Below are 24,473 nucleotides of genomic sequence, written 5' to 3'. Positions count from 1 at the left end.
TAGTTAAGCCGCTTGTTAGCAACTTCTTTTCGTTTTATAGATTATTTCAGAATATCCATTTGGAAATGATTTGGTAATACTTTCTAAAGCCCCATCGTCTTGATATTGGAATATATGAATTAAATCATTACCACTATTACCTTCAATATCATATTGTTTGACTTCAATATGTGTCAAAGCATTTTCTTTATAGATATAATTCTCTTCACGGCAACCATACCTACCACATAACTGTGACCGTTTCAGCTTTCCGCCCTCAAAAAAGTAATGGCATACATTCATCAAATGTTTTCCATTATCGTATAAAATACTTTTCACAAGATTGTCTGTATAATACAGGAAGGTGTGATAAAACTGATTTTCAATAGAACAACCAACCTTAACTTCTACGATTTGATTTTGGTTATTAAATCCGTAGATACAAAGATTTTTGGTGCTTTTTATTGTATCAGGACGCTTTACAGGTTTTCCTTGTTTGCAACCATTACGCTGATAGGAATATGGAGTAAGTTCATAAAACTCACCCTTATACAACTCAGTCCTGACAACATCGTCTTCTATTTGTTGCCTTATGGTTTCAAAGTCATTTTTCAATGCTTCAAATTCAATTCTTATAGTTTCTCCAATCATTTCCATCTTTTTGGGGTTGCTAATGTTTGGTGGATAATCATCATTAAAGGAGATTGATCCGCTTGTTATCTGCCCGCTTTATTCCTCTTCTTCGATAAAATGATTTATAAAGTAATTGAATGACTGGGCGATGTAACGAGTATTTGTTTCAAAGTTGTATTCTCTTGAAGCGTTTTCGTCCCACTCGTCAGTCAAGTAATAGTAAATCTTTTTATTCTTCAAGTTCAACGCATAATAGTTTCCACCCGAATCCATAGCAAAAGGCAACAGGTTGCTTGGCATTAGATTTCTGCTCCACATGTCTTTGGCTATGACTTCAATTGTTTCAAAAGCATTGGTGCGTTCCTTTATCGGAAAGAACGCATTTATCTCCACCCAATCCAAATCCTCGTCCTGCGGTTGAAAACAATATGGTGATGGCATACCACCGTTGAACTTGAGGTAAAAGTTCTTCATGCCTGCCGGAATCTTTACATTCAACTCAACCTCAAAATTCTTTATATCTTCTTTTGTTAGCGAAGCCGAACAGTCCGAAAGTTCAGGCATTACACCTTCTATTTCTATAATCTCCGTTTGTTGTTCCTCTTCGATTTTTGGGAAAGCAACGAGATTATTGAAAAAATCATCTATTGAATCCGCTATCAATTGAGGTTCATCAAAAATAAATGCATCGCTATTTTTTACAAAACCAATAATTTTATAAAAATATACAGCTCTGTTTTTTATATTGATTGCAATTACACCAATATTTCTCAAATTGTTATGTCCACTGGCAAATAGCAGAATATTGTCAGAAATCGAATTAGAACTACGATGCTCCAAGGTTTCTCCTTCAACAGTATGAAAAAGAGCATTCTTAAAACTCTTATTATATTTGAACGGTTGGAAAATTCTAATTTCCACTTCGTAATATTTGTTTATGGAGATGGTTTGCTGTTTAGGTTCTCCTCCATTATATTGTAAATAGAACTCTTTCAGTCTTTCCGGCAAAACATGACCCAACTTGCTCTCAACTTCTTCAAAATCTTTGAGAGTAAGACTTTTTTGACAATTTTCTAATTCTATTTTCATATTCATTCTTTTTATGGGCAGATAATGTCCGGCAGCGTTCCGCTTATTCAGTCGGTTTGCTGTTTGTTAGCAGTCTCATTCACAATCTTCATAACGACTATATTTCTTAATCCATCCGTTTGACGAATATAGTTCGCCTGACAAGCCATCAGAAATATTGGTTATCGAATCTATCTCTTCGTCTGGATTTGAAATTTGCCAGCCATCAAGTTCTTGCTCAAAGAGGAAAAGTGTATTATGCAAAGTTGCATCAACCATCCGTGTCGCAATCCTCTGAATTAGTTTTATGGTATCGGTAGTAAGAGATAGACTTTTTAGTTCCTCATTCAATTTTTTTATTGATGAAGCTTTTGCACCTCCATTAAGGATATTATCAAGAGTGTGTAAACTATTATCTCTCACACTCTCTATATACATTTTTCCAAATTGATTTAATACTTCTTCGTTTTCCATTTCTTCCTTTTTTTATTGACTGCTAATGTTTGGTGGCTAACTAACCTTTATAGGAATGTTCAGCCGCTTGTTATAATAAGTTTCCAATATCAAAGCCTAATTCTTTTAATACATTTGTTTGTTCTTTTTGGTATTCCAAAGTTCCACTATGGATAAAATCTTTATTTACAATATAGCTATTGGGGAAATCCTTGTAATACCTCATTAGAAAGTCTGGTATAATTTCATAAGTATTAAAACAAAATAAAATCTTACCGGATTTTACTAATCTAATAAACTCCTCTTTACTTTCACATTGATAAAGGTTCCCATCTTCATGAAAAACTCTACATTGATCAAGAAATAATTTCATGTTGAAATTAGCAAAATTAGCTAAATATTGAGGGCGTTGCCACCGTGCAATATCTGTACAGTTTGGAGATGATACGACTTTTTCCCATATACCTCGTTTTATAGGAAAAGAGTTACAGCTAAAATAGAGACGATAATGGGTTTGAGCAAATGTCTCTTCATTCAGCTCGCCTTCTAATGATGAAAAAACGCCATAACAGTCGTTTGTCAAAAGTCTTACATAATACAATTCACCACTTCGACCATTAATTTTATAAATTGCCCCCAACTCATATTTTGCCATAATGCTTTGATTTTTATTTATTATAATGTCCGGCAGCTAATCACCGTTTAGGCGATTGCGGTGCGTGTTATCGGCATATTGATTATTTAATGATAATCAAATCACCATCTACAAATCCAACTGCGATATGTTCTACTCTAAAAATATTTAAGTCAGCAAGTTCATTGAGTAAGTCTTTAAGAATAGCTACAACTATTTCTAACACTTCTTCCCATTTTAGTTTGTCTGAAATTTCAAAATTAGGACAACTTCTTTGAGTTGGTTCAAAACTTTCATCACATGCCCAATCTTCATCCTTTTCATCAAACCAAGTAGAACCGACCATTTCTAAGCCATAAGGTTCATAAAGATTAAAGCTCAAAGCCACAATATCAGAAGGCAATTCTTCTGTTTTATCAATATTGACAATCCATCTTTTGATAACTTCTTTTAAATCATTTGTTTTAGTATTCATTTTTCTTCCAATTAAAAATTGAACATTTTATTGAGCCGATAATGGTTTGACAGCGTTCCGCTTTAAGCGGTAGTGCTGTTTGTTAGTCGCTTAATTCTATATCGGTAGTGTTTTTTCGCTTGGCACAAGCATTCTACCTCTATCATCATAAAGAGTAAATATTCTTTTGGATTCAGATAAAAGCATATCCTCAAATGAATCCCAAGCTAAAAGAGATGAAGCATCTCTACGTTTACAGAAATGAACTTTTCCATCTTCAGAGTCTATATAGAGCTTCGAACCATCATATCTATATCCGCCTATGAAAAAATAAGTGTCTTTTGCATTTTTAGGTTTTTCGTAAATGTTCGGCTCAAGTAAGCCAAAAGGCTCCGGAGTTGCATTTAAATCTCGGTTGTAAGATTTTCTCATTCCATATAAACTGAAATGGTGGAAAAGATGTAATCCATTTGTATCTGTCATTAGAAACGAGCGGAATTGAGACGGAATTTCTCTTTTCAAATCTCGTTCTAACTCAACAATATCATCTTCATTTAGCGTAGCAAAGACGCAAAAATTATATGCTTCAGGAGCAATGAAAGGTGCATGACCGTATTCTTTTGTCCCGTTTTCATATTCTTTACATCCATACTTTTCAAAAGTCTGAATGTATTCCATTATTTCTGTAAATGCACTCATATTTTTTCTTTTTATTTTTCAAGCGACTAATGGTTTGACAGCGTTCCGCTTTAAGCGGTAGTGCTGTTTGTTAGTCGCTTAATTCTATATCGGTAGTGTTTTTTCGCTTGGCACAAGCATTCTACCTCTATCATCATAAAGAGTAAATATTCTTTTGGATTCAGATAAAAGCATATCCTCAAATGAATCCCAAGCTAAAAGAGATGAAGCATCTCTACGTTTACAGAAATGAACTTTTCCATCTTCAGAGTCTATATAGAGCTTCGAACCATCATATCTATATCCGCCTATGAAAAAATAAGTGTCTTTTGCATTTTTAGGTTTTTCGTAAATGTTCGGCTCAAGTAAGCCAAAAGGCTCCGGAGTTGCATTTAAATCTCGGTTGTAAGATTTTCTCATTCCATATAAACTGAAATGGTGGAAAAGATGTAATCCATTTGTATCTGTCATTAGAAACGAGCGGAATTGAGACGGAATTTCTCTTTTCAAATCTCGTTCTAACTCAACAATATCATCTTCATTTAGCGTAGCAAAGACGCAAAAATTATATGCTTCAGGAGCAATGAAAGGTGCATGACCGTATTCTTTTGTCCCGTTTTCATATTCTTTACATCCATACTTTTCAAAAGTCTGAATGTATTCCATTATTTCTGTAAATGCACTCATATTTTTTCTTTTTATTTTTCAAGCGACTAATGTTTGTCAGCGTTCTGCTTTAAGCGGTAGTGCTGTTTGTTAGTGATTCATTTATGTTCTCAATTTCCATATCAAGAAAGGTTACATACCATTCTATAAATGATATTCTTTGCCCATCTTTTAATTTCGGTACAAGTCCACTATAATCAGCTCGTCCATCAAACCAAATATGTCCTTTTTCATTTCCATTCACCACCAATAGAAATGTACATCCATGTCCGAAATGACTTATTTGCAGACAGCCTGCAATATGTGCGGTACTAATATACGCATTAACAATTTCCGTTTCCGGGTATCCCTCGTTCCAATTAAAGGAGGTTATCCATTCTTCATTCCAACTATCTTGATATGGGAATTTTTCATTCAAGGAAATATTAGGTTTGTCTCTTAATTTGAAATCAACAATAGCTTTATCAAGAGGCAATAATCCATATCCCGGTCCAAAACCTCCATTTCCTATTTCAGAAATAAAAGTTCTGTAATCATCAGGAAGAGTTATACAATGTTTATGCTCAAACTCCTTAATATCTTCTTCAGATAGACAAGGATTATAAGATACCTCTTGTTCCTTTACTCCAAAAGATGCAAATTCTTTATGGCGTCTTATGAAAGCCAATTTTTCTAATATTTCCTTTTTTTGATTCATAATCACTAATGTCCGGTGGATAATCAATTTTCCGGAGAGATTTATCCGCTTGTTACCCACGTATTTATTCTTTATTTTTTCGATTTATATGTATATCGCTTATTTCTGCTTTTCCTCCAAAACAGAGTAATTCTTCCACATTCAGATTATCCAACACTGCATATACAGATTCTTTTGTCATACTTTTAACGCTTAACATCTTTACTTTTCTCAATTTTGGAGCATTTACAAGGCTTGTAATATCAACCAACTTATTTAACGTATCAATACAGACTTCAGCTAAGTTGTTTAGATTGGCTAAGTTGGGTATCTTAGTAATATTAGCTAACCAAATCAATTCGAGTTTTTCAAGTCCTGTGAGTGTACTGACGAATGAAATATCATCCAATTTGGATATTCTAAAAAGTTTCAGTTGGCGCAAAGTTCTAAAATCACTCAAAACAGTCAAGTCTATTTTTGAACTGTCACACCACAGAATAGACAAGTCCTTGATAAGCATTTGTTTTAAGAAAGACAAATCCTTATTTTTGACAGCTCTTAATTCTAACTTTCTCAACTGACTTAAACCTACGATAGCTTCAAGATTCTTATCTAATTTCCCAAGGAATAAGGATTGGAGATTTTTCAAGCGCAAAAGCCATTGGCAATCAAACACAGGCTTTCCACTCTTCAAATCCGCATCTATATGTAAATGTTCCAACTGGCTTGGCAAAGTATTGACAAAAGAAAAACCCCTTAAATCATAAATATCTAATGTCAATGATTTTAGATTTGACAAACTTGAAAGAATAGATAAGCCAGTATTCTTATATTCAAAATCGCCTATTACGATATTTTGTACATCAGGAACAAATCGCAGGAAATCCAGATTCCAACCATTGAAATCATCTCCATATCCAAATTTTTTGTCAGCCCCTCCATATACACGAAAAGAAATATCAGGACGTAATATAAATAAGCGATTCAATTTTTCGAGAACAGTATTAGGAATATAATCGCTTATTTGAACTCTCTTGATAAGTTTTTCCTCGCTTATTTGATGAATTATGGATTCAGTTACATCTTCAGCCATGTAACCATCTTCGGGATGTCTTGGAATTCTTCCAAAACTGCGAGGAGTAAATATTTCAATTTGTGTTCTAAACATATCTTTACTACGTGGGTAACATGTAATTATCAGCGGTTTTCGCTGTTATTTTCTTATTTAACTATCTCATTATCACCTTCAAGAATATCATCCAATGGAGTGCGGATGCTGCTCTTGAAAGTGTCGGCTATATGCACGTACATTTCCGTCGTTTTCAGTTGGTTGTGCCCCAACAGCTCTTTTACGATTTTCAAGTCCGTGCCTTGCTCGATCAGATGCGTGGCGAACGAGTGTCGCAACAGGTGGGGGTACACCCGCTTGGTGATTCCGGCTTCCTTCGCCGCCTCTTTCAGCTTCTTCGACACGATGCTCTCCGTGAACGGCTCGCCCTTGTACCGCTCGAACAGCCATTCCTGCGGCTTGTACAGCTTGGCGTACTCGGTCAGCTTCCTGACAAGGGGCTTCGACAGCAGCGTGTAGCGGTCTTTCCTCCCTTTGCCCTGCCGTACCCGTATCAGCGAACGGCTCACGTTGATGTCGTGGGGCTTCAAGTCCAGCAGCTCGCTGATTCTCAACCCGGCGGAGTAGAGCAACGAGAACATGCAGAACAGCCGGATGTCCGGACCGGTTGCGTCAAGGATGGATTTTATCTCCTCCTTGCTCAGCACGTCGGGCAGCGTCCGTTCCCGTTTGGCTCGCTTTACCTCGTAACATTTCCGTTCCTGTCCCAGCACCTTCTCGAAATAAAACTTGATCGAGTTGATGCGCAAGTTCTGTTGGCACGACGAGATCCTCCGTGTGTCAATCAGGTGTACGATGTAGGCGTTGATTTCTTCCGGTCGGATGTAGCGAAGGTTTCTTCCCGCAAAGTATTGCTGGAACTCCCTGAAATAGACAGTGTACGCACGGACGGTATGCTCGCTGTACCGCAGTTGCCGCAGCGTCTCGGCATAGCCGGGCGGGATGGCGGGGCTGGTTTTCCCGCTCTTCTTGGGCAAGGTGTTTTTCAGGGCGGAGTAATTGATATACGCCGTTTCCACATGGCGGTCGAAAAAGCCGGACAGGTCGAAGCCTTCTTCCGGCAGGTAGGCTCTGTCCCCCTCGAACCGCACGCCCTTCTCTTTCGACAGCGACAGCCGGATGGCATCGTCCTCGTCGAACTCCACTTCCACGTATTTCTGCCCGTCACGGATGGCAGGTGAAAGCGTTATTCTCGGTTTGCTCTGATAAACTTTCATACGCATCGCATGGGTGGCAATGACAGACCGTGTCCCTCATTACCCATATTTTACAAATATAGAGAAAACAACGAATTATCGCCGTTTTCCGGAGGAGAAAAATGCGTGTGGGGCATGATTTTTTTGTATTTTTCACAGGAAAGGGCTGCGACAAACCTGCGAACCGGACGACAAGTGCGGACAGCCCGCCCCGGACTTGCACGTTCCCCGTGTTTCTCCCTCTATATTTACGCCCGGTTTCACTTGAGAACCAATAGTATTCACCATTTAAAAACATTAGATTATGGACGAACGACCGGACAGCAGCCAGCAGTTGATGGACATCCTGCTCGTCATGGACGAGAAAGGCACGCTCCAAGCCGTCAGCGGAGTAAAGGACGGCGAGTTACAGACCAAGAACCCGCTGGAGGACAACAACGACCTCCTGCGGGTGGATCGCCACGGCGATATGTTTTCGAATTTCTTTTCCAACCTCTGGAACCAGTTGAAAGACCCGACCCGCTTCCACTTCTTCCGTGTGCCGGAAGAGGAGGTGCAGCGGGTAGCCGCCGATTTCCGGCAACGGGAGAGCCAGTCCGTCAAGACGGGCGAGCCGCTCGTTGCGCAGTACGAGGTGCAGCCGCCCGTGCAGGCGCAGCAGCAGACCCAAGCCGGGCAGCAGCAACAGCCGGAGGGTGCGCCGCAGCAGTCCGCCGGGCAGACCGAACAGAACCCGCAGTACAAGTACCGCCCGGAGGACATCGACTGGAACAGCCTCGCCGCCCTCGGCGTGCAGCGGGAGCAGATCGAGGGCAACGGGATGCTCGACCAGATGCTCCGGGGCTTCCAGACCGACAAGACCGTCCGGGTGCATTTCCACTTCGACGGCATCTCGCACAGCAACGACAGCCAGCTCTCGCTCAAGCCCGGCACGGACGGCAGGCTGACCGTGTGCAGCCACGGCATCCTCGACCCGGAGAAGATGCAGAAGCAGTTCTTCGGCTACGACATCACCGACTCCGACAAGCAGGTGCTCCGGCAGACGGGCAACATGGGGCATCCGGCGACTGTCACCAACCGGGCGGGCGAGCAGGTCGAAGCCCTTGTCAGCCGCAACCTCAAGACCAACGAGCTGGTCGCCTTCCCGCTCTCCAAGGTCAATATCCCGGCGGAGAAGAACGGGCATACCTTCACCCCGGACGAGATAGCCCGGCTCAAACAGGGCGAGGCGGTGGTCTGCCAGTTCCTTTCCAGAGCCAAGGAGGGGGAGCAGCCCAAGCTCTACCCGGCACCCGTGCAGTTCAGCGCAGCCAAGATGCAGCTCGAATTTCTCTTCGGCGACCGGGGCAGGCTGGCGATGGATGCGTACAAGGCGAACCTGAAACAGACCGCCAATCAGGAGGTACCGAAGACCTTCCGCAAGCAGGAGCTTACCGAGAAGTCCCGCCTCGAACTCGAAGCCGGGGGAACGGTCAAGGTCTCCGGCTTGGTGGACAAGAAAGGAAAAGCCTACCAAGGCTACATCACATGGAAGCCCGGCGAGAAGCCCGCCTTCATGTTCCCCAAGGACTACAAGGCGGCGCTCGAAGAGGGGCGTGTCAAGCCCGCCGTGGAGAACGAGGTGCAGGTGGCGGTCAATTCCGAGGGCAAGACCGTCGAGGCGACCCGCAACCTGAAAGAAGCCCTGCAATCCGCACAGCAGCGACCCACCGGGGAGCAGAAACAGCAGCAGGAGCGCAGGCAGGAGCAGAAAGAGGACCGGAAACAGGCACAGAAGCAGGAACAGCCCGACAAGCCCAAGCGCAGCCGGGGTGTCCGTCGATGATTTCCCCCGCCATTCTGTAAATGAATTACCCGGTTATCCCGTCCGAGCGGCGGGATAACTTTTGTCAAACCGTTAAATTTTAAAGAAATATGATTACAGCAGTCATCGCTGAAAAGCCTTCCGTAGCGAAGGATATAGCAAACGTGTTGAATGTCCGGGAGCGGCACGATGGCTACCTCTCAGGTAACGGCTACCTCGTTACCTGGGCGTTCGGCCATCTCGTCCAGCTCGCCATGCCCGAAGCATACGGCTACACGGGCTTCCGGCGTGAGAACCTGCCCATTCTGCCGCAGGAGTTCAAGTACATCCCCCGCCAGATACGGGAGGGCAAGGAGTACAAGCCCGACCCCGGCGTGCTCAAACAGTTGAAGGTCATCAGGGAGGTTTTCGACCGTTCCGACCGTATCGTCGTGGCGACCGACGCCGGGCGTGAGGGCGAAGCCATTCATCGGTACATCTACAATTACCTTGGCTGCCGCAAACCCTGCCTGCGCCTCTGGATCTCCTCGCTGACCGACCGTGCCATCCGGGAAGGGCTGGACAACCTCAGACCCGGCAGCGACTACGACAACCTCTACCGTGCCGCCGAAGCCCGTGCCATCGCCGACTGGGAGATTGGATTGAATGCGACTCAAGCGCTTTCCATCGCCGCCGGGCAGGGCATCTACTCCCTCGGACGGGTGCAGACGCCCACCTTGATGATGATTTGCTCCCGTTATCTGGAGAACAGGGATTTCACCCCGCAGACCTATTTCCGGCTGAAGGTTACGGCGGAAAAGGACGGCACGCCCTTCGCCGCCATCTCTGAATTGCGTTACGAAACCCTTCCGGCGGCAAACGCCGCCCTCGCCGCTGTTACCGCAACGGGGACGGTGCAGGTTGCCGACGTGCAGCGCAGGGAAGTGAGCCAAGAGCCTCCCTTGCTCTACGATCTGACCGCCTTGCAGAAAGAGGCGAACGGCAGGTACGGCTTCTCGGCGGACAAGACCCTCTCCGTCGCCCAGTCGCTTTACGAGAAGAAGGTGTTGAGCTATCCCCGTACCGGCTCCCGCTACCTCTCGGACGATGTGTTCGACGAGATACCCGACCGCATCGCACTGCTGAAGCGGTACCCGGCTTTCGCCGCCCATGCCGCCGCCCTGAAAGGGGCTTCGCTCAACCGCCGCAGCGTGGATGCGGGGAAAGTTACCGACCACCATGCGCTCATCATCACCGAGTGTCTGCCCGGCGAGCTGTCCGCCGACGAGCGCACGGTGTACGACATGGTAGCCGCCCGCCTGCTCGAAGCCTTCTCCGCCCGTTGCCTCAAGGATGTTACCACCGTCTCCTTCACGGCGGGAAACAGCGTGTTCACCGCCAAGGGAACGGTCGTCAGGTCTGCCGGATGGCGTGCCGTGCGTGGCGAGCGGGACGAGGACGACGAGGGTACAGCCGCTTTGCCGCCCTTGCAGCCCGGCGAGGCTTTCCCCCTGCAATCGGCGGAGTGCGTGGAGAAACAGACCAAGCCCCGTCCCCTGCACACCGAGAGCAGCCTCCTTTCGGCGATGGAGCATTGCGGCAGGGAGTTGCGAGACGACGAGCTGCGGGACAGCCTGAAAGGGAACGGCATCGGCACGCCCGCCACCCGTGCCTCCATCATCGAGACCCTCTTTGCCCGGGACTACGTGCGCCGGGAGAAGAAGAGCCTCGTACCGACCGGCAAGGGGCTTGCCGTGTACCAGATAGTGAAGGACAAGCGCATCGCCGATGTCGAGATGACCGGGCAGTGGGAGACCGCCCTCGCCAAGATCGAGAGCGGGGAGATGAATCCCGACACCTTCCGCAAGGGCATCGAGGTCTATGCCGCCCAGATTACCGAAGAACTCCTGCAAGTGCAGGTATCGGTGGCGGACGGCGGACATATCCCGTGTCCCAAGTGCCGTTCCGGTCGCATCCTCCTTTACCCGAAGGTCGCCAAGTGCAGCAACGTCGATTGTGGGCTTACCGTCTTCCGCAACAAGGGGGAGAAGCAGCTCACCGACAGCCAGATTGCCGACCTCGTGACCAAAGGCAAAACATCCCTTATCAAAGGCTTCAGGAGCAGGGACGGCAAGCCCTTCGATGCGTACCTCACCTTCGACAAGGACTTCCGCACCGTGTACGGGTTCCCGCCCCGCACGGACAAGCCCAAAGGAAAGGAGCGCAGGCGATGAACGGCATCGGTTGGATCACCGTGGCGGAAGCCGCCCGGCTCTGCGGCACGGACGAGCTGCGCATCACCCTCTGGATGAACGGCAACCACATCGCCTACGCCCGTTTCGACGGCATCCTGATGATCGACGGCGCATCCCTTGCCGCCCTGTTCAGCCGCAACCGGGTCGCCACCATCTACGAAGACGTGGCGCAACAGCGGGGCAAGCCCGGCAGACCGGGCAGGCTCCGCCGCCTGCTCGATACCCCGCTCGACACCTTCGGCTTGTCGCAGCGCATCGTCCGGGCGTGCCGGGAGTTGGGCGTCTTCACCGTGGAGCACCTGCTCGTCCACCTCCACCGCTTCCGCTTCTCCCGCCTGTACTGTGTCCGCAACTTCGGCAGCGGATCGGCAGCCGAGACCCTCCGGCGGCTCCGGCAGGACGGCTTGACAGACGGCGGCAGCCCACGGGATTTCAAGGTCTTGTACCCGTAAAGGCTTTTAAGCACAATTGTTAAAAAACAACCATGTAGTTCTCTTGTAAATTAATAATATAGTTAATAATATACTGATCTACATTGTAATATAAATAAAATGTATAACTTTGCAGACCAATTTGAATGTAATGGCGACTAAAAAATACTCTCTGGCTATTGAGAAAATAGATGAAGTAGCAAAAGAATTTATTGCTGCCCGCCCTGCTTATACGCTTCACATAAAGGAATGTAACCAAGGAAAGCAAAAGCAGATAGAGATTATCAATATAAAAAATCAGGAAAAAAGCACATTAAATTGTTTTATTACTGGTGGACAAGTTTCTCATAATATACAAGGCAAAAATGGAACTTTGAATGGAATTTGCAAGGATTGTTGGGAGTATATTGTGGAACAGACTGCGATACCGGATATGGATCAAAAATGCTTCAAATTGAAAGGTGTAAGGAGCGATGATTTTGATACATTGATTTCAGCGGTAAAAGAATATAATAATGTTGTTGTTTCCGAAGTAAACACGGATAAGAGTCCGAACATCCGGAACCAATATCATCTGAAAGGGAAATACGATGCTAAGGTTTCTGTTATCTTTTATAATAACGGAACATTAATGGTACAAGGATGTATCACATCATTTTATGTGGAATTTATAACCGAAGTGTTGCAAGCTATATCTTCCATTCCTTCCGAAGCTATAGAAGAAGTGTTTGCTATCCAAGCACGTGCTGGCTATGCATTAGACAACGATCTTAGCAAGTATATTGGAAACAGAGAGCATATTGATGGAAGTGTGATAGAAAACTTTATCAATACTTCAATCAATTTGGCTAACTCTGCGGTTAAGGTGGATGATTATGGATGTTATACTTTTGGCATTTTGAAAGCGTTAGATGCGGTATTGCGCACTCGTCTTTTGGAAGATGCGCCTGATTTTGACGAATACGGGACATATTTTCAGAAAAATAATAGTGGGGCGTATTGCTTTAAAAGTGGTATCGGAACGTATGACAACAATCTACATTTGAAGCAGGCTTTGGAACAAGGATATTCATTCTTCAATCAACATAGGCACTCGACATTCCATGTGGACAGTTTTAATGTGGAAACAAGTAGAACCCTTGAATACGATGAAGCCGTAAACATTATTAAGGACTGCCTTGTTATTATTAATAATATATGTAATAATTGGTAAAATGGAAAATAAAGAATTTCAAATAATCCCCTTGCAAGGACGGAGCTTGTTAGTGGTTATTTTATCGTCAGAAATGACGAACTACTACTGGAAAGAGCTTCAGACTGAATTGGCAAATCTCAACATTGCCGATGCAGAGGTCTATTTTGATTTTCTGTACCGCAATGGATTAAAAAATAGATTCTTTAAGTCTAAACTTAAAGGGATGATGTTAATTTCCAATTCATTAAGAAAATGTGAGGCACCCAAAGAATATATCAAGGTTGCCGATACTTTTTTTGCTTCACATTCTAAATGGATTGACAGTAGTGTATTGTCTTCTTTCCAAAAAATCTTTTATAAAAAGAGAATTATTGACACTCAGTCATTGCCAACGGCATTGTAATGTTTGTCAGTTACATATTATACAACAAAGGTGCATCATTGATGCACCTTTGTTATTTTGTACCTCAAATTTAGGCAACGGTATTACCTAAATTTAATATTCTTTTGTCTTTCAAAGAATTTACCTTATCTTTGCACCAATAGAACCCGCCAAGCCTCTTGATAATGCTCAAATCGGCGGGTCGTTTTTTTATAACCCGTCATCCTTTCCTGAATGACCCAAGCCACTTTTCAGTGGCTTTTTGCATTTCATGGGCATACCCTTCCGTACACCGTCCGGATTTTCCCGTCCTCCAATACCTTGCTCGACCGCACGACCCACGTCCTGTCGTCATTCAGCCCGCACTCCAGTGCCTTCTCACCGCCGCCGACCAGTACCGGCACGGTTATCACCACGATTTCGTCCGCCAGCCCGTTATCCAAGAGCAAAGCCCCGGTTTCCGCTCCGTAAGCCGTTACCGTACCTTCGCCGTCCGCTTTTATTCCCCGCAGTTCCGCTGCCGCATCCCCTGTAACAAACCGCACCCGTTCCTTCTCCGTCAAATCAATACAGCCGTCCGTCACGACCAAAGTTTCTTTTGCCGTGAGCGGCCAGCCCAGATGGTTCAGGTAAATGCGCAGGTAGGTTTCCTCGTCGATCAGCACGCAGCCGGAGGCGTCCACCGCCGCATCGAAATACTTGTCCGATCTGACCGGACAACCGTCAATGGATTGGTACACGTGCAAGGTAATCTGTTTCATATCAATGTGTTTTTAAGGATTATGTCCGCCTCGCACCCAAAAGAACGGCGTGAACTCACGCTATTCCGGAATAGAGGCACTGGTATACCCGACAAACAGAATAGGTAAGCGCACGCCGTATAAGCATACAGCATGTGCATTACACCATCCGTCCTGTTTGTCAAAAATTACCAGTTTTCTATTCCAAGACGTTCAGCGAACGTACAATATGTATATCAATCCCTGCCTGTTTCCAAGCCGGGCATGAATCTTCTATGTCACGACAGCGGGCGTGCCCGAAAGCATCGCCTTCTGTCTTCGTGGAGCAAAGATAGCGAAACTTCCCGAATAACAAAACAATAGCCCCGCCTAATCTCACGATCCGGCAGGGCTTCATCCACCAAAAGCACCGTCAGAAAAATGTCATTTTCACGGGAACAACCCCCTTTTCCTGCGCCTTTCCTCTTTCCGGGCTTCCTTCTCCTTGCGTTTCGCAGCCCGTTCCTCCACGTCGGCGAAACGGGTGCGGATGAACTCGTGCACGTCCTTCGTGCGGTAGAACACCTTGCCGCTGATGGTGAAGTACGGCAACACCCCGATGGCACGGTAGCGTTGCAGCGTGCGGATGCCCACCTTCAGCAGCAGGCACAGGTCTTGGTTGTCCAGCACCTCCTCGCCGTCGAGCGTGTTGTTCTTCTTCAGCACCCTTTCCAGCAATTTCTCCGTCCGGTCGAAGCGTTCCATGATGCGCTCCATCCAGCCCTCAAACTCTTCCCTGTCCGTGTACATAGCAGTCGCCCTCCTTTTCGATGATTTCCTTTTCCCGCATATAGCGGATGTAGCCTTTCGCCGTCCGTTCCTTCACTTCCAGCATCTCCTGTATCAGCTCGCACAGTTCGATGTAGCCGTACTTCTCCTGCCGGGCGAACGCCTCCCGTGCCATCTCCGCCAGCTCCTTCTCCTTGCGCTTCTCTTTCTCCGCCCTCGGCTTCTCGCCCACATAGACGGGCATCCCGGCTTGCTTGTCCCATCTGAACTGCATCAGCGGAATGTCCAGCGGGCTGCCGTCCCTGACCTTCAACGCCTTCACCACCGACACCTCCGGGTTCTCGTCCTTCTCGATGGAGAGGATGGCGGCGGACTTGCGTTGCAGCTCGCTGCCGAGGTGTCCCCGCAGCTTCAGTCCGTTCGGCACGAAATGCACCACGGCGGCGATACACGTGCGGTAGATTCCCGCCAGCCGGTAGATCTCGTCAATCAGCGCCACGCTCTCCGCCTCGTCGTTGGCGCAGCGGATCAGGTCCGCCACCCCGTCGATGACGACCAGATGGATGCCCCCGTGCAGGTAGTAGTACCGGTCCATGCTCTGCACGATGGCGGTCAACCGCTCGCTTCTCGACATCCCCGTCAGGCAGTACACGTGCAGATACTCCGGCATCCGCTCACGCCCGGCACGGCGCAGCAGCCGCCCCGTGTTCTTGTGGAGCTGTTGCTCGCTCTGTTCCGTGTCGTAGAGCAGCACCGCACGCCCCTTGCGGTTCGGTTCCACCCGCACCCCCAAGAGATCGGCGTCCGTCTCCCGTTCCATGATCGCCCCGGCGACCAGTGCGGCGGTGTAGTTGCTCTTGCCCGTCCCTTCACCGCCCGTGATGCAGAGGATGTTCTCTTCCGAGCCTAACGGCACGTCCCCGGCGGTAACGATGGCGACCGCCTGTTCGGGCGGGTGGTCATAGTCGATCTCGCACGATTTCAGCATCGCCAGCGTGTCCCCGTACAGCGTGTCGAGCAGTTTCAGGAACAGCCCCATCAGCTCCTCCCTCGTGTGCCCGGCTTTGAAGTAGTCCGTCACGTCCTTCTCCGCCTTCGTCCCCGACAATGGCAGCACCAGCCGTTTCACCCCGTACTCCGCCAGTTGCGCACGGTGCTTCTCCGAGCATTCCAGCCCCGTCTTGTCCGTGTCGTACAGCAGCACGATGTGCTTGAAGCGATAGACCAGCTTGCGCACGGTCTTCGCCGGGATGACCGAGGTCTCCGAGTTGAAGCAGATGGCGTGGAAGCCGTGCGCCGCCAGCGTCAGCACGTCCTTCTCGCCGCCCGTGAGGAAGAGCAGGTCGCCCTTCGAGGGCAGTTGCTCCAGCCCGAAGCAGTAGTTGTCGCCCGTGTGCCCGCCATAGACGAAGCGCACCTCCGACATCGGGCGATAGACCTTCACGCCCCATTTCCCCCTGTACCCGAACATCGGTTCCGCCGGGGTGGAACTGAAGCCGAACGCCTTGCCCTCCCTCGTCTCGCCCCGGTACTCGGCGAGCGATACCGTCCCGTAGCGGCGCAGCACCTCCACGGTGATGCCCGATGCGCCCCAGTAGACAAGCTCCCCCTCGGTGAAGGGCTTCTCCGCCGCCCGGTAGGGCTTCGGTTCGGGACGGTCGGCGGACACAGCCGCCTCTTCCGTGTCCGTTCCGGCTTCCCCGGCACCGCCGCCCCTTGCGCCCGGCACGAGCCGCAATCTCCGACAGCCCCCGGTTCCCACCGTCCCGTCGGTCGGGCTGTCCCCGTCCAGTCCGAGGCACAGCTCCCGGTCGATGGTGTGCAGCACCTCCACGAAGTCGGCGGCGTTCCGGCAGTCCAGCCCTTTCAGCTTCGCCACGAGGAAGAAGCAGTCTCCCGAATAGTCCCCGTTGCCGAAGTCCTTCATCCGGTACGTACCGCTCCGGCGGTCGTAATACACGTTGCACGAAGCCTTGCTGTCGGCGTACAGCGGGTTCAGGAAGTTCCTGCCCACCCGCCACTTCACGGGCAGGTAGTGGCGGAACACGTCCAGCCCGTTACTGGTTCTTGCCAGCACTTCTTCCTTTCTTACCATAGCTTCCGTTTTTTCGGTTATGCAGGGGATGTTCCGCTATCATCCGGTCGATCTTGGCGGCGGGCGTCTCCACCATCCACCGCTCACGCAGGCTCTCGACAGCCTGCCGGGGATAGCGTATCTGCCGCCCGATCATCGAATAGGGGACGATGTTCTTCTGGCGGTAGCGTTGCAGGGTGCGGTGGCTGATGTCCAGCGCCTCGCACACCTCCTTGTGCGTCATCCACTTCGGGTCGGCTTTCCGTCCCTTGGTCACAGGGCTTTCCGCTTCCTCTTTCCGTTTGCGCTCCGTTTCCTCCCGGTTCCGGGATTCCTCCACGTAGGCGGTTATCTTCTCGATCTTCTCCACGAGCAGGCGGTAGGCGTTGCTCTCGATGGTCATTATTTCCATTGTCGTACTCATTTTTAGGTTTCTGCCGCAAATGTCGCCCGATTCGCCGGTTTTTCCTGCCACTATACCAGCACCTTGGCAAAGATTTTTTTTCGGGGCGCATTTTCGCCCTTGCCGCCGTTCCGGGCGGTAAAAAGGACCGAGACGGGGTAAAAAAGAGCGTCCGGAAGGCTCTTTCCAGCCCTTCGGACGCTCCCTTCCCGTGTCCTGCCGTCTCTGCCGCCCCGTTGCCAACTTGCTACCGGCTATCCATGTCCCGCATCTTTTTCAGCAGCCTCTCCTTCATCTCGTCCAAGAACGCCGTCGGGTTCTGTTGCCCCCGCAGCCTGCCGAAAGCGTGGTACACGTTGCCCAGATCCACGTGGAAATGCTTCTCGAACAGCGCAGCCAGCTCGCCGATCTCGGCGTTGCCCTCGTCCACGCTTCCCGTCACGTGTATGCCATAGACGAGCAGTATGGCGGCAACCTTCGTGTTCGTCCAGCGGTGTTCCTTCTCCGGCACGGCTTCCGTCTCCGTCCCCTGCGCCGCACGCTCCATCCGGCGGCTCAAGTGTACCAGCAGCATCTCCACCGAGATCAGCCGTGCCGCCAGTATGTCGTAGCCCGTGGAGAACTCCGCCTCCTCGTCCAGCACGAAGCTGCCGCTCTCGGGGCTTAGCTCGCCCTTCGCCCGCAGGAAATAGTAGCTGTCCCGGTACGTCGCCCCGCTGTGATAATACTGGTAAAAGGGCAGGTAGCGTTCCATCATCCGCTCGGCACGCTCCATCGCCTTGCGGTAGTACGGTTCGGCGACACGCAGGCAGGCGGGGCAGCCGCTCTCTATCTGGTACACCCGGTAATAGTACAGCAGCCTGCCCGTCAGGGCGGGTTTGTAATACTTGAAGTAGAGGATCTCCTTCGCGTCCCCGGCGAACGGATGGGCGAGGGCGTACTCCTTCAGTTCCCGGTTCTTGCCTTTCAGGTACGAGACCATCTCACGGCAGACGCCTATCACCTCCTTGCCGTCCATGCCGGGGGCTGTGGTCGCCATGCGCTGATCCACCTCCTTCAGCAGCCCGTTAAAATATTCTTCCATATAAATCTTGTTTCATGTTGTTTATAAGGGCGCAAAGTTAGCGGACGGCAGGGAAACGGACGTTCTGAATCCTCACCGCCGGATTCGGATTGTCCGCCAATCGACCCCGGACGGTCGGTTTTTCACGGCAGGGCTGGAAAAGGGAGGCTAAACTGTACGGGCGCACCGGGCGATTTCACGGATTTCGGCAGGAGTAGCCTTCAGGTGCTTCTTGCAGAAGTCCCACAGGTAGCTCGGAGTGGCGAAGCCGCACACGTCGGCAATCTCTTGAAGGGGCATGTCCGTGTCCGCCAGCAGGGAGGTTACGTGCGCTTTCCGCTGTTCCGTCAGCCAGCGGTGCGGAGTGGTGTTCAGCTCCTCCTTGAAACGCCGTCCCAGCGTATTGACCGACATGGCGCATTCCCGTGCCAGTTCCTCCACGTTCTTCACCTTGGGCAGAGCCAGTGCGATTTCTTCCCGGAACGAGCAGCCCCGCAGGTGCGGCAGGTACTTTTCCACCTCCTGCAAGTCCGCCTTGCCGAACATCGGCGGTATGCCCTTGCGGTACTCGGACGCCCGTTCACGGCGGAAGCGGAACAGCAGTCCCGCCAGACGGTTGCAGAGCACGTTCAGGTGCGGGTATTCGTCGTAGGCGTTGATGCTTGCCTGCATCCGGCAGAGGAACAGGAATCCTCTGCAGTCCTTCTCCCGGAAATACGCCTCCGCCGTTTCCAGCAGGAAGTCTGACGAGCTTCCGTGGCGGTGATAGGCGACCAGTATCAGCAGCCCGGCTTCCTCCTTTACCCGGCACGAAAGTACGGGGCAGTGTTCCCGCAGCAGCTCCACCAGCCGCACCATCCGTCCGTTCTCCCGTGCGAGCCGTTCCGCCGCAATCCATGTCACCGGACGCTCCGCATCCGTTTGCGGCAATACCCTGCGTACCTTTTCCATCCATTCCCGCCATCCCTCCCGGACGGCTTCATTCATTAGAATTAGTGTAAGATTCTGTTTCATTTTGTTTCAACACGATATTAAATAATACAAATCTTACACGAAATTACAAATTGTTTGCAATAGATGTCCTGCCGACACCCCGTATCGGTCACGATATTTCCTTGAATTACAGATTCGGATTTTGCTCCATAGGTTCGGATATTCAGTCGTGAAAAAACAGAAAGGCTGTACCGGTTCCACCCGCAGAACGGCATGACAGTAAGCAGGGGGAGCCGGAAGAAAGTCATTCGCCGGTTGGTGAGTGCGTCTTTTCAACGGGATATTTGCCGTCCCGTATCTCCTGCAACCTTTCGATCAGTGGTTGCTCCTTGGAATGGTTCTTTTGTTCGGCTATAATGAAGAACGATGCAAAACTGCCGATAACATACAGCCAGAACAGGCATTGACCGAGCAATTTCCGGTATTCGCCCACTGTCTCGTACTTCGCCTGCATCGCTTTCAGCTTCGCAGGACGGTAATACAGCTTTCTGGCAATCCAGATAAAAGGAGCGAGCGTCGCTGCGGCGAACAGATAGGCAACCGGGTTGAACCTGCTCCATTCCACCTTGTCCGTCAGGGAAGAGAACCAGCCCGTCAGCATATCCCATCCCCATGCCTCGAACAAAAGATGGAGAGCCATCAGGTTAAGAAGCCACAGGATTGCCATCGTCCACGTGGCATTGGAGATAACCGCCTTGTCTTTCCTTGCACGTTTGTTCTTGCTCCAGAAGTAATACATCCAGTATGCCGGTTCCTTGAACATAGCTTCCTCCTTTCCTTGTTTTCCGCTTGCTTATCCCGTTACGAAGAACAGCAACAGGGCGCATCCCGTTGCGGCGGCAACGATCAGCCCCAGCCAGAAACGGTAACTCCTTTCACCCAGCGTACCCAGCCAGAAATTCCCTTCCCAACTTCCCGGACGGGAGTACGTCCACCGCCATCCGCAGACAATCCCCACAAGCCACAGCAGCAGGATTCCCGCCACGATCAGGTAGCCGTACCTCGGATGCGCCTGCAACCACTCCGGCAGACCCTCCATAAACTCGCTTATCTTATCGAACCATTCCATAGCAATAACAGAAAAAGCCAAATTCATACCTTACGGACGAACCGTTATACATCAAAGCAAAAATAGTGAAAAGTCCAATCACTCAAAAAGTTTCACCGCAAAAATCTTTTCCGTTTGGAAGAAATACGTTTTATTTGCACCTATATAGCCGCAACGTATGAAGAAAGCCTCCCCACATAAAAGAACCAGTCGGCCGAAGCTCCCCGGATTCTTCGACCACCTCTTTTATTGGGCGTGGCGCAGTTGTCGGCACGGCTTCCCGGATCGTAGTTTTGCGGTCATCAGTGTGGTCCAGTTCGCCTGCCTCCTGTTTCCTGTCGCCATCGCTTTACAGTTCTTGGGCACTCCGGCTGTCCGCTTCCTTTACGAAACAGACGACCGCCTTACGCTTTTCCCGCTGATACTGCCGTTCCCCGTATTGCTCTGGAGGAATATGCGCATCTATACCGAGGAGCGTTACCGCATGATGCACGACTATTACGGGGCGTTCCATGTATCGGTACGGCAACGCTATCGCCTCCGTTTCCTTGTCTGCACGGTGCTTGCAGTCCTTGCCATCCTGCTTGAAATACGGCTGTTCACCCTTTATCATGACCGCTGCACGGCCATATCCTCCGGCAACAGCCATCCCGCAAGCCTCTATGTCCCGTACCGGTATGACAACGGCAACGACCCCGTGCAGGAAGGCGTTTACCGCATCGTCGATGAAAAAGGGCGTATCGGATATGCGGACGAGCATGGCAATACCCTCGTAGAACCACGCTTCGCTTTTGGCTTTCCTTTCGAGAACGGGAAGGCGAAAGTAACCGACACGGGAGAACTGGAAGAAGCTCCCGGTTCGGATGGGGAATACCACTATTGGGAAAGCGATGATTGGTATTACATCGACCGCAAAGGGCAAAGGATTGAATAAAAGCCCCAAGACTGCCCTAAGCCCGACATTCCAGCCACCCCACCTGCCAAGCCCTTGCAGGGCAAACACGAAGCCGCCAAGCCCTATCGGAACATCCCGTTCATCCCACCTTTCCCCCGAAACAAACACCAAAACTCAAAACCAACTCATTTACAGAAACTTAAAAGAATATCGGTGCAAGCCGCAAAACAGCCCTGTGTGGCTGGTGCAAGGTGCAGCTATATATATAAATATAGCTGCACCTTGCACCACAGAAATACACACTGAAAATCAACATTTTACACTTCGAGTAAAACCACGGGTGCAACCTCGTTTTTTGCACCGCCTCCTGATTTTATGCTTTTCCTGTAATCCGGTAATCCCGAAAAATAAAAAATCCCCGAAACATTTCCCTTTTTCGGTCAAAATTCCTATATTTGCATCAGTTCCAAGAGCAGAGCGAAGCAATGCAGCGAAACCCGCACAGCTACCAAATCGCTACCGGCTACCGAACTTTCTACTCTTTAAGTCTTATCTACCAACCGATTACAAAAAAACGATTGTTTTTCTCAAAAAAAATAATGAGGAAGTTATAAATGGAGGCTTTTTCCCATGAGATCATTATCTTTGTACGAAACATATCGGTGAAATTATGGACGAAAAAGTGCTCGAGAAATTGAAAATCTTGGCCGAGTCGGCAAAATATGACGTATCCTGCGCTTCCAGCGGAACCTCCCGTTCGCATAAGAGCGGGGCTATAGGAAGTGCCGCGGGATGGGGTATTTGCCATAGTTTCGCTGAGGACGGACGGTGTATCTCGCTTTTAAAGATCATGCTGACGAATTATTGTATGTATGATTGCGCCTACTGCATCAACCGGCGAAGTAATGATTTACCGAGAGCTACGCTTTCCGTTACCGAGTTGGTGAATCTCACGATCGAGTTTTACCGACGTAATTACATTGAAGGATTGTTTTTAAGCTCCGGCGTGGTTCGAAACCCAGATTATACGATGGAACGGTTGGTGAGAGCCATCAAGGATTTGCGCCTCGTACATCACTTCAATGGATACATACATATGAAGAGTATCCCCGGAGCCAGCCAAGAATTGGTAAATGAGGCTGGGCTTTACGCCGATCGTTTAAGCGTGAATATAGAGATCCCGAATGAGGCGAGCTTGCGGACTCTAGCTCCGGAAAAGGATTTTAAAAGCGTATTTGCCCCTATGCGTTATATCCAACAAGGCGTATTACAAAGCGCCGAGGAACGCAAGCGTTTCCGGTATGCCCCACGATTCGCTCCCGCCGGGCAAAGCACGCAGATGATCGTTGGCGCTACGGCGGATACCGACAAGGACATACTTCGTCTATCATCGGCCTTATATCAGAGACCTACGATGAAGCGTGTTTACTATTCGGGATTCATTCCGGTAAATGCGTATGATAACCGTCTTCCGGCACTTACCACGCCTCCGCTGGTCCGTGAGAATCGTTTATATCAAGCGGATTGGTTATTGCGTTTTTATCAATTCAAGGTAGATGAGATTGTCAATGACGCATATCCGGATCTGGATCTAGACGTGGACCCGAAGTTGGCTTGGGCCCTGCGGCATCCGGAGGTCTTCCCGGTAGATATCAATAAAGCGGATTACGAGATGCTTCTTCGGGTTCCGGGAATTGGCGTGAAATCGGCAAAGATCATAATCGTTTCCCGGCGTTACGCTAATCTCGGTTCAGAGCAGTTGAAGAAAATAGGAGTGGTCATGAAAAAGGCTAGCTATTTTATTACTTGCCGGGAACTCCCGACGCAGACCGTGAATGAGGTCAGCCCTGAAACCGTCCGGCAACTATTGACGAGAAAGAGCGGAAAGAAAGTAGACGATCGGCAGCTTATACTGCCTTTTATAGATTAACGCCTGTTTTATAAGAAGGATTGATAATGATTATATTTGTTTACGACAAGACTTTTGAGGGATTGCTTACCGCTGTATTCGATGCCTATTCCCGTCGAACTTTTCCGGATTTGTTAGTAACCGAGGGCGAGCCATTTCCATTGTTCTATGACGAGGCGATCCGGATTTATACGGACGACCGGAAAGCAGAACGGGTATGGAAAGGGCTTGAGAAGAAAATCTCCAAGTCTTCTCTTTCCGGGCTGACGGTAACTTGGTTGTCGGAATTACCGGAAGTAGACCTGTTGTTATTCAGATATATCCGCAAAGCGATCGACGCTCCAGCCACGATTGAGTTCAATCTTGGTGACCCGGACATATTGGAAACGGCCAAGATCTGGAAGAAAGTAAACAACGAACGCTTGCGAGTGATGCAATTCTTTCGTTTCCAAAAAGCGGCGGATGGAACTTACTTTGCTGCCATCGCACCTATATATAACGTATTACCTTTGGTATTACCTTATGCGCAAGACCGTTTCGCTGATCAGCAATGGCTCATTTACGACTTAAAAAGAGAGTATGGATATTATTATGATCTTAACGATACGATAGAAGTCCGTTTCGAAGAGAAAGATTCACACTTATTGACCGGATTGCTCAGTGAGGATATCATGGATAAGGATGAGAAACTTTTTCAAAGTATGTGGAAAGAGTATTTTAAGTCTATCGCTATCAAGGAGCGTTTAAACCCACGGCTTCATCGCCAACATATGCCGGCTCGTTTTTGGAAATATATGCCGGAGAAGAGATAATAGTATAATTGCTATTAATCAGTCAATTACAGTTTTTGTCTTATGCTGATATAGGTAGACACATTCAATAACAATAAAATGTGTAATTATTATGCGCAAAAAACATGAGCATTACAGCGAAGAAGAGAAATTGCATCTTCTTCATTCTTATTATCA

At 48.8% G+C, this 24,473-nt stretch carries 26 protein-coding genes; 8 read left to right on the top strand and 18 right to left on the bottom strand.

Translation table 11 applies throughout. The features are described 5' to 3' along the window. Positions 1 to 15: 15 nt before the first annotated feature. The 10 genes from NBH16_RS17180 to NBH16_RS17135 all read right to left on the bottom strand — a co-directional run bounded on the left by NBH16_RS17180 (position 16) and on the right by NBH16_RS17135 (position 7,593). A complete protein-coding gene (locus NBH16_RS17180; protein WP_032568665.1) occupies positions 16 to 636 on the bottom strand; it encodes a hypothetical protein in 621 nt (206 codons plus the stop codon). Between the two features lie 72 nt (positions 637 to 708). After that, positions 709 to 1,707 carry an SMI1/KNR4 family protein gene (locus NBH16_RS17175; RefSeq protein WP_004328534.1) on the bottom strand — a complete coding sequence of 333 codons (999 nt, stop codon included), beginning with the start codon at positions 1,705 to 1,707 and terminating at the stop codon, positions 709 to 711. Between the two features lie 69 nt (positions 1,708 to 1,776). Further along, complete coding sequence (locus NBH16_RS17170; RefSeq protein WP_117682415.1) at positions 1,777 to 2,154, bottom strand: hypothetical protein; 378 nt, start codon at positions 2,152 to 2,154, stop codon at positions 1,777 to 1,779. A 70-nt stretch (positions 2,155 to 2,224) separates the two neighbouring features. Next, the gene (locus tag NBH16_RS17165) at positions 2,225 to 2,788 is read right to left on the bottom strand and encodes a hypothetical protein (protein ID WP_004295267.1); all 564 of its coding nucleotides are present in this window, start codon (positions 2,786 to 2,788) and stop codon (positions 2,225 to 2,227) included. An 82-nt stretch (positions 2,789 to 2,870) separates the two neighbouring features. Beyond that, on the bottom strand, positions 2,871 to 3,242 hold the full coding sequence (locus tag NBH16_RS17160; RefSeq protein WP_118430375.1) for a hypothetical protein: 372 nt from the start codon (positions 3,240 to 3,242) through the stop codon (positions 2,871 to 2,873). Positions 3,243 to 3,338: 96 nt separating this feature from the next. Further along, on the bottom strand, positions 3,339 to 3,920 hold the full coding sequence (locus tag NBH16_RS17155) for an SMI1/KNR4 family protein (protein WP_250788906.1): 582 nt from the start codon (positions 3,918 to 3,920) through the stop codon (positions 3,339 to 3,341). Positions 3,921 to 4,004: 84 nt separating this feature from the next. Beyond that, entirely contained in the window at positions 4,005 to 4,586 is a 582-nt protein-coding gene (locus NBH16_RS17150; RefSeq protein WP_250788906.1) for an SMI1/KNR4 family protein, read from the bottom strand. A gap of 49 nt (positions 4,587 to 4,635) precedes the next feature. Then, on the bottom strand, positions 4,636 to 5,262 hold the full coding sequence (locus NBH16_RS17145; RefSeq protein WP_032851662.1) for an SMI1/KNR4 family protein: 627 nt from the start codon (positions 5,260 to 5,262) through the stop codon (positions 4,636 to 4,638). Positions 5,263 to 5,326: 64 nt separating this feature from the next. Beyond that, positions 5,327 to 6,409 carry a leucine-rich repeat domain-containing protein gene (locus NBH16_RS17140; RefSeq protein WP_115649216.1) on the bottom strand — a complete coding sequence of 361 codons (1,083 nt, stop codon included), beginning with the start codon at positions 6,407 to 6,409 and terminating at the stop codon, positions 5,327 to 5,329. 53 nt (positions 6,410 to 6,462) lie between these two features. After that, entirely contained in the window at positions 6,463 to 7,593 is a 1,131-nt protein-coding gene (locus tag NBH16_RS17135; RefSeq protein WP_172884490.1) for a tyrosine-type recombinase/integrase, read from the bottom strand. 277 nt (positions 7,594 to 7,870) lie between these two features. Between NBH16_RS17135 and NBH16_RS17130 the strand changes: the two genes are divergently transcribed. From NBH16_RS17130 to NBH16_RS17110, 5 genes are all read left to right on the top strand, one after another. Further along, a complete protein-coding gene (locus NBH16_RS17130) occupies positions 7,871 to 9,391 on the top strand; it encodes a DUF4099 domain-containing protein (protein WP_008627643.1) in 1,521 nt (506 codons plus the stop codon). An 89-nt stretch (positions 9,392 to 9,480) separates the two neighbouring features. After that, the gene (locus tag NBH16_RS17125) at positions 9,481 to 11,583 is read left to right on the top strand and encodes a type IA DNA topoisomerase (RefSeq protein ID WP_008627642.1); all 2,103 of its coding nucleotides are present in this window, start codon (positions 9,481 to 9,483) and stop codon (positions 11,581 to 11,583) included. Next, positions 11,580 to 12,056 (top strand): hypothetical protein, encoded by a 477-nt coding sequence (locus NBH16_RS17120; protein WP_009040056.1) that lies wholly within the window; start codon positions 11,580 to 11,582, stop codon positions 12,054 to 12,056. The genes NBH16_RS17125 and NBH16_RS17120 overlap by 4 nt, the downstream gene beginning before the upstream one ends. A gap of 130 nt (positions 12,057 to 12,186) precedes the next feature. Next, positions 12,187 to 13,248, top strand: coding sequence for a type II toxin-antitoxin system RnlA family toxin (locus NBH16_RS17115; RefSeq protein WP_008627639.1), 1,062 nt, complete (start codon positions 12,187 to 12,189; stop codon positions 13,246 to 13,248). Between the two features lies 1 nt (position 13,249). Next, positions 13,250 to 13,633, top strand: coding sequence for a type II toxin-antitoxin system RnlB family antitoxin (locus NBH16_RS17110; protein ID WP_005647599.1), 384 nt, complete (start codon positions 13,250 to 13,252; stop codon positions 13,631 to 13,633). A gap of 248 nt (positions 13,634 to 13,881) precedes the next feature. Here NBH16_RS17110 and NBH16_RS17105 read toward each other — a convergent pair whose 3' ends face one another. From NBH16_RS17105 to NBH16_RS17070, 8 genes are all read right to left on the bottom strand, one after another. Then, the gene (locus NBH16_RS17105) at positions 13,882 to 14,373 is read right to left on the bottom strand and encodes a dihydrofolate reductase family protein (protein ID WP_008627633.1); all 492 of its coding nucleotides are present in this window, start codon (positions 14,371 to 14,373) and stop codon (positions 13,882 to 13,884) included. 408 nt (positions 14,374 to 14,781) lie between these two features. Beyond that, positions 14,782 to 15,141, bottom strand: a complete 360-nt coding sequence (locus tag NBH16_RS17100) for a helix-turn-helix domain-containing protein (RefSeq protein ID WP_004327328.1) — start codon at positions 15,139 to 15,141, stop codon at positions 14,782 to 14,784. Next, positions 15,116 to 17,215 (bottom strand): bifunctional DNA primase/helicase, encoded by a 2,100-nt coding sequence (locus NBH16_RS17095; RefSeq protein WP_009040054.1) that lies wholly within the window; start codon positions 17,213 to 17,215, stop codon positions 15,116 to 15,118. Before NBH16_RS17095 ends, NBH16_RS17100 begins: the two co-directional genes overlap by 26 nt. Continuing rightward, a complete protein-coding gene (locus tag NBH16_RS23460; protein ID WP_032581435.1) occupies positions 17,178 to 17,606 on the bottom strand; it encodes a helix-turn-helix domain-containing protein in 429 nt (142 codons plus the stop codon). The genes NBH16_RS17095 and NBH16_RS23460 overlap by 38 nt, the downstream gene beginning before the upstream one ends. Positions 17,607 to 17,844: 238 nt before the next feature. Then, the gene (locus tag NBH16_RS17085; protein ID WP_004327325.1) at positions 17,845 to 18,681 is read right to left on the bottom strand and encodes an RteC domain-containing protein; all 837 of its coding nucleotides are present in this window, start codon (positions 18,679 to 18,681) and stop codon (positions 17,845 to 17,847) included. Between the two features lie 147 nt (positions 18,682 to 18,828). Further along, positions 18,829 to 19,674, bottom strand: coding sequence for a helix-turn-helix domain-containing protein (locus tag NBH16_RS17080; protein ID WP_009040051.1), 846 nt, complete (start codon positions 19,672 to 19,674; stop codon positions 18,829 to 18,831). A gap of 223 nt (positions 19,675 to 19,897) precedes the next feature. Beyond that, a complete protein-coding gene (locus NBH16_RS17075; protein WP_008627612.1) occupies positions 19,898 to 20,416 on the bottom strand; it encodes a hypothetical protein in 519 nt (172 codons plus the stop codon). Positions 20,417 to 20,446: 30 nt separating this feature from the next. Then, a complete protein-coding gene (locus tag NBH16_RS17070) occupies positions 20,447 to 20,749 on the bottom strand; it encodes an immunity 17 family protein (RefSeq protein ID WP_008627610.1) in 303 nt (100 codons plus the stop codon). Positions 20,750 to 21,008: 259 nt separating this feature from the next. On the opposite strand from NBH16_RS17070, the gene NBH16_RS17065 reads away from it, so the two are divergent. The 3 genes from NBH16_RS17065 to NBH16_RS17055 all read left to right on the top strand — a co-directional run bounded on the left by NBH16_RS17065 (position 21,009) and on the right by NBH16_RS17055 (position 24,317). Then, entirely contained in the window at positions 21,009 to 21,635 is a 627-nt protein-coding gene (locus NBH16_RS17065) for a WG repeat-containing protein (protein ID WP_224262758.1), read from the top strand. Positions 21,636 to 22,266: 631 nt separating this feature from the next. Further along, entirely contained in the window at positions 22,267 to 23,526 is a 1,260-nt protein-coding gene (locus NBH16_RS17060; RefSeq protein WP_005868650.1) for a putative DNA modification/repair radical SAM protein, read from the top strand. Positions 23,527 to 23,552: 26 nt separating this feature from the next. After that, positions 23,553 to 24,317, top strand: coding sequence for a TIGR03915 family putative DNA repair protein (locus NBH16_RS17055; protein ID WP_005858438.1), 765 nt, complete (start codon positions 23,553 to 23,555; stop codon positions 24,315 to 24,317). Positions 24,318 to 24,473: the final 156 nt, after the last annotated feature.

Source organism: Parabacteroides sp. Y3-G-102, from assembly GCF_023656845.1.
GTDB lineage: Bacteria > Bacteroidota > Bacteroidia > Bacteroidales > Tannerellaceae > Parabacteroides > Parabacteroides distasonis.
Note: the sequence above shows the minus strand (reverse complement) of the source record. Positions and strands in the feature narration are given on the sequence as shown.

Bases quoted from the DNA above. Each gene is read 5' to 3' on its own strand.
- NBH16_RS17070 (WP_008627610.1), bottom strand. From the start codon at position 20,749: ATGAATTTGGCTTTTTCTGTTATTGCTATGGAATGGTTCGATAAGATA.
- NBH16_RS17120 (WP_009040056.1), top strand. From the start codon at position 11,580: ATGAACGGCATCGGTTGGATCACCGTGGCGGAAGCCGCCCGGCTCTGC.
- NBH16_RS17165 (WP_004295267.1), bottom strand. From the start codon at position 2,788: ATGGCAAAATATGAGTTGGGGGCAATTTATAAAATTAATGGTCGAAGT.
- NBH16_RS17095 (WP_009040054.1), bottom strand. From the start codon at position 17,215: ATGGTAAGAAAGGAAGAAGTGCTGGCAAGAACCAGTAACGGGCTGGAC.
- NBH16_RS17170 (WP_117682415.1), bottom strand. From the start codon at position 2,154: ATGGAAAACGAAGAAGTATTAAATCAATTTGGAAAAATGTATATAGAG.
- NBH16_RS17055 (WP_005858438.1), top strand. From the start codon at position 23,553: ATGATTATATTTGTTTACGACAAGACTTTTGAGGGATTGCTTACCGCT.
- NBH16_RS17100 (WP_004327328.1), bottom strand. From the start codon at position 15,141: ATGTACACGGACAGGGAAGAGTTTGAGGGCTGGATGGAGCGCATCATG.
- NBH16_RS17130 (WP_008627643.1), top strand. From the start codon at position 7,871: ATGGACGAACGACCGGACAGCAGCCAGCAGTTGATGGACATCCTGCTC.
- NBH16_RS17150 (WP_250788906.1), bottom strand. From the start codon at position 4,586: ATGAGTGCATTTACAGAAATAATGGAATACATTCAGACTTTTGAAAAG.
- NBH16_RS17080 (WP_009040051.1), bottom strand. From the start codon at position 19,674: ATGAAACAGAATCTTACACTAATTCTAATGAATGAAGCCGTCCGGGAG.
- NBH16_RS17175 (WP_004328534.1), bottom strand. From the start codon at position 1,707: ATGAATATGAAAATAGAATTAGAAAATTGTCAAAAAAGTCTTACTCTC.
- NBH16_RS17145 (WP_032851662.1), bottom strand. From the start codon at position 5,262: ATGAATCAAAAAAAGGAAATATTAGAAAAATTGGCTTTCATAAGACGC.
- NBH16_RS17105 (WP_008627633.1), bottom strand. From the start codon at position 14,373: ATGAAACAGATTACCTTGCACGTGTACCAATCCATTGACGGTTGTCCG.
- NBH16_RS17140 (WP_115649216.1), bottom strand. From the start codon at position 6,409: ATGTTTAGAACACAAATTGAAATATTTACTCCTCGCAGTTTTGGAAGA.
- NBH16_RS17155 (WP_250788906.1), bottom strand. From the start codon at position 3,920: ATGAGTGCATTTACAGAAATAATGGAATACATTCAGACTTTTGAAAAG.
- NBH16_RS17180 (WP_032568665.1), bottom strand. From the start codon at position 636: ATGGAAATGATTGGAGAAACTATAAGAATTGAATTTGAAGCATTGAAA.
- NBH16_RS17125 (WP_008627642.1), top strand. From the start codon at position 9,481: ATGATTACAGCAGTCATCGCTGAAAAGCCTTCCGTAGCGAAGGATATA.
- NBH16_RS17110 (WP_005647599.1), top strand. From the start codon at position 13,250: ATGGAAAATAAAGAATTTCAAATAATCCCCTTGCAAGGACGGAGCTTG.
- NBH16_RS23460 (WP_032581435.1), bottom strand. From the start codon at position 17,606: ATGGAAATAATGACCATCGAGAGCAACGCCTACCGCCTGCTCGTGGAG.
- NBH16_RS17160 (WP_118430375.1), bottom strand. From the start codon at position 3,242: ATGAATACTAAAACAAATGATTTAAAAGAAGTTATCAAAAGATGGATT.
- NBH16_RS17085 (WP_004327325.1), bottom strand. From the start codon at position 18,681: ATGGAAGAATATTTTAACGGGCTGCTGAAGGAGGTGGATCAGCGCATG.
- NBH16_RS17135 (WP_172884490.1), bottom strand. From the start codon at position 7,593: ATGCGTATGAAAGTTTATCAGAGCAAACCGAGAATAACGCTTTCACCT.
- NBH16_RS17115 (WP_008627639.1), top strand. From the start codon at position 12,187: ATGGCGACTAAAAAATACTCTCTGGCTATTGAGAAAATAGATGAAGTA.
- NBH16_RS17060 (WP_005868650.1), top strand. From the start codon at position 22,267: ATGGACGAAAAAGTGCTCGAGAAATTGAAAATCTTGGCCGAGTCGGCA.
- NBH16_RS17075 (WP_008627612.1), bottom strand. From the start codon at position 20,416: ATGTTCAAGGAACCGGCATACTGGATGTATTACTTCTGGAGCAAGAAC.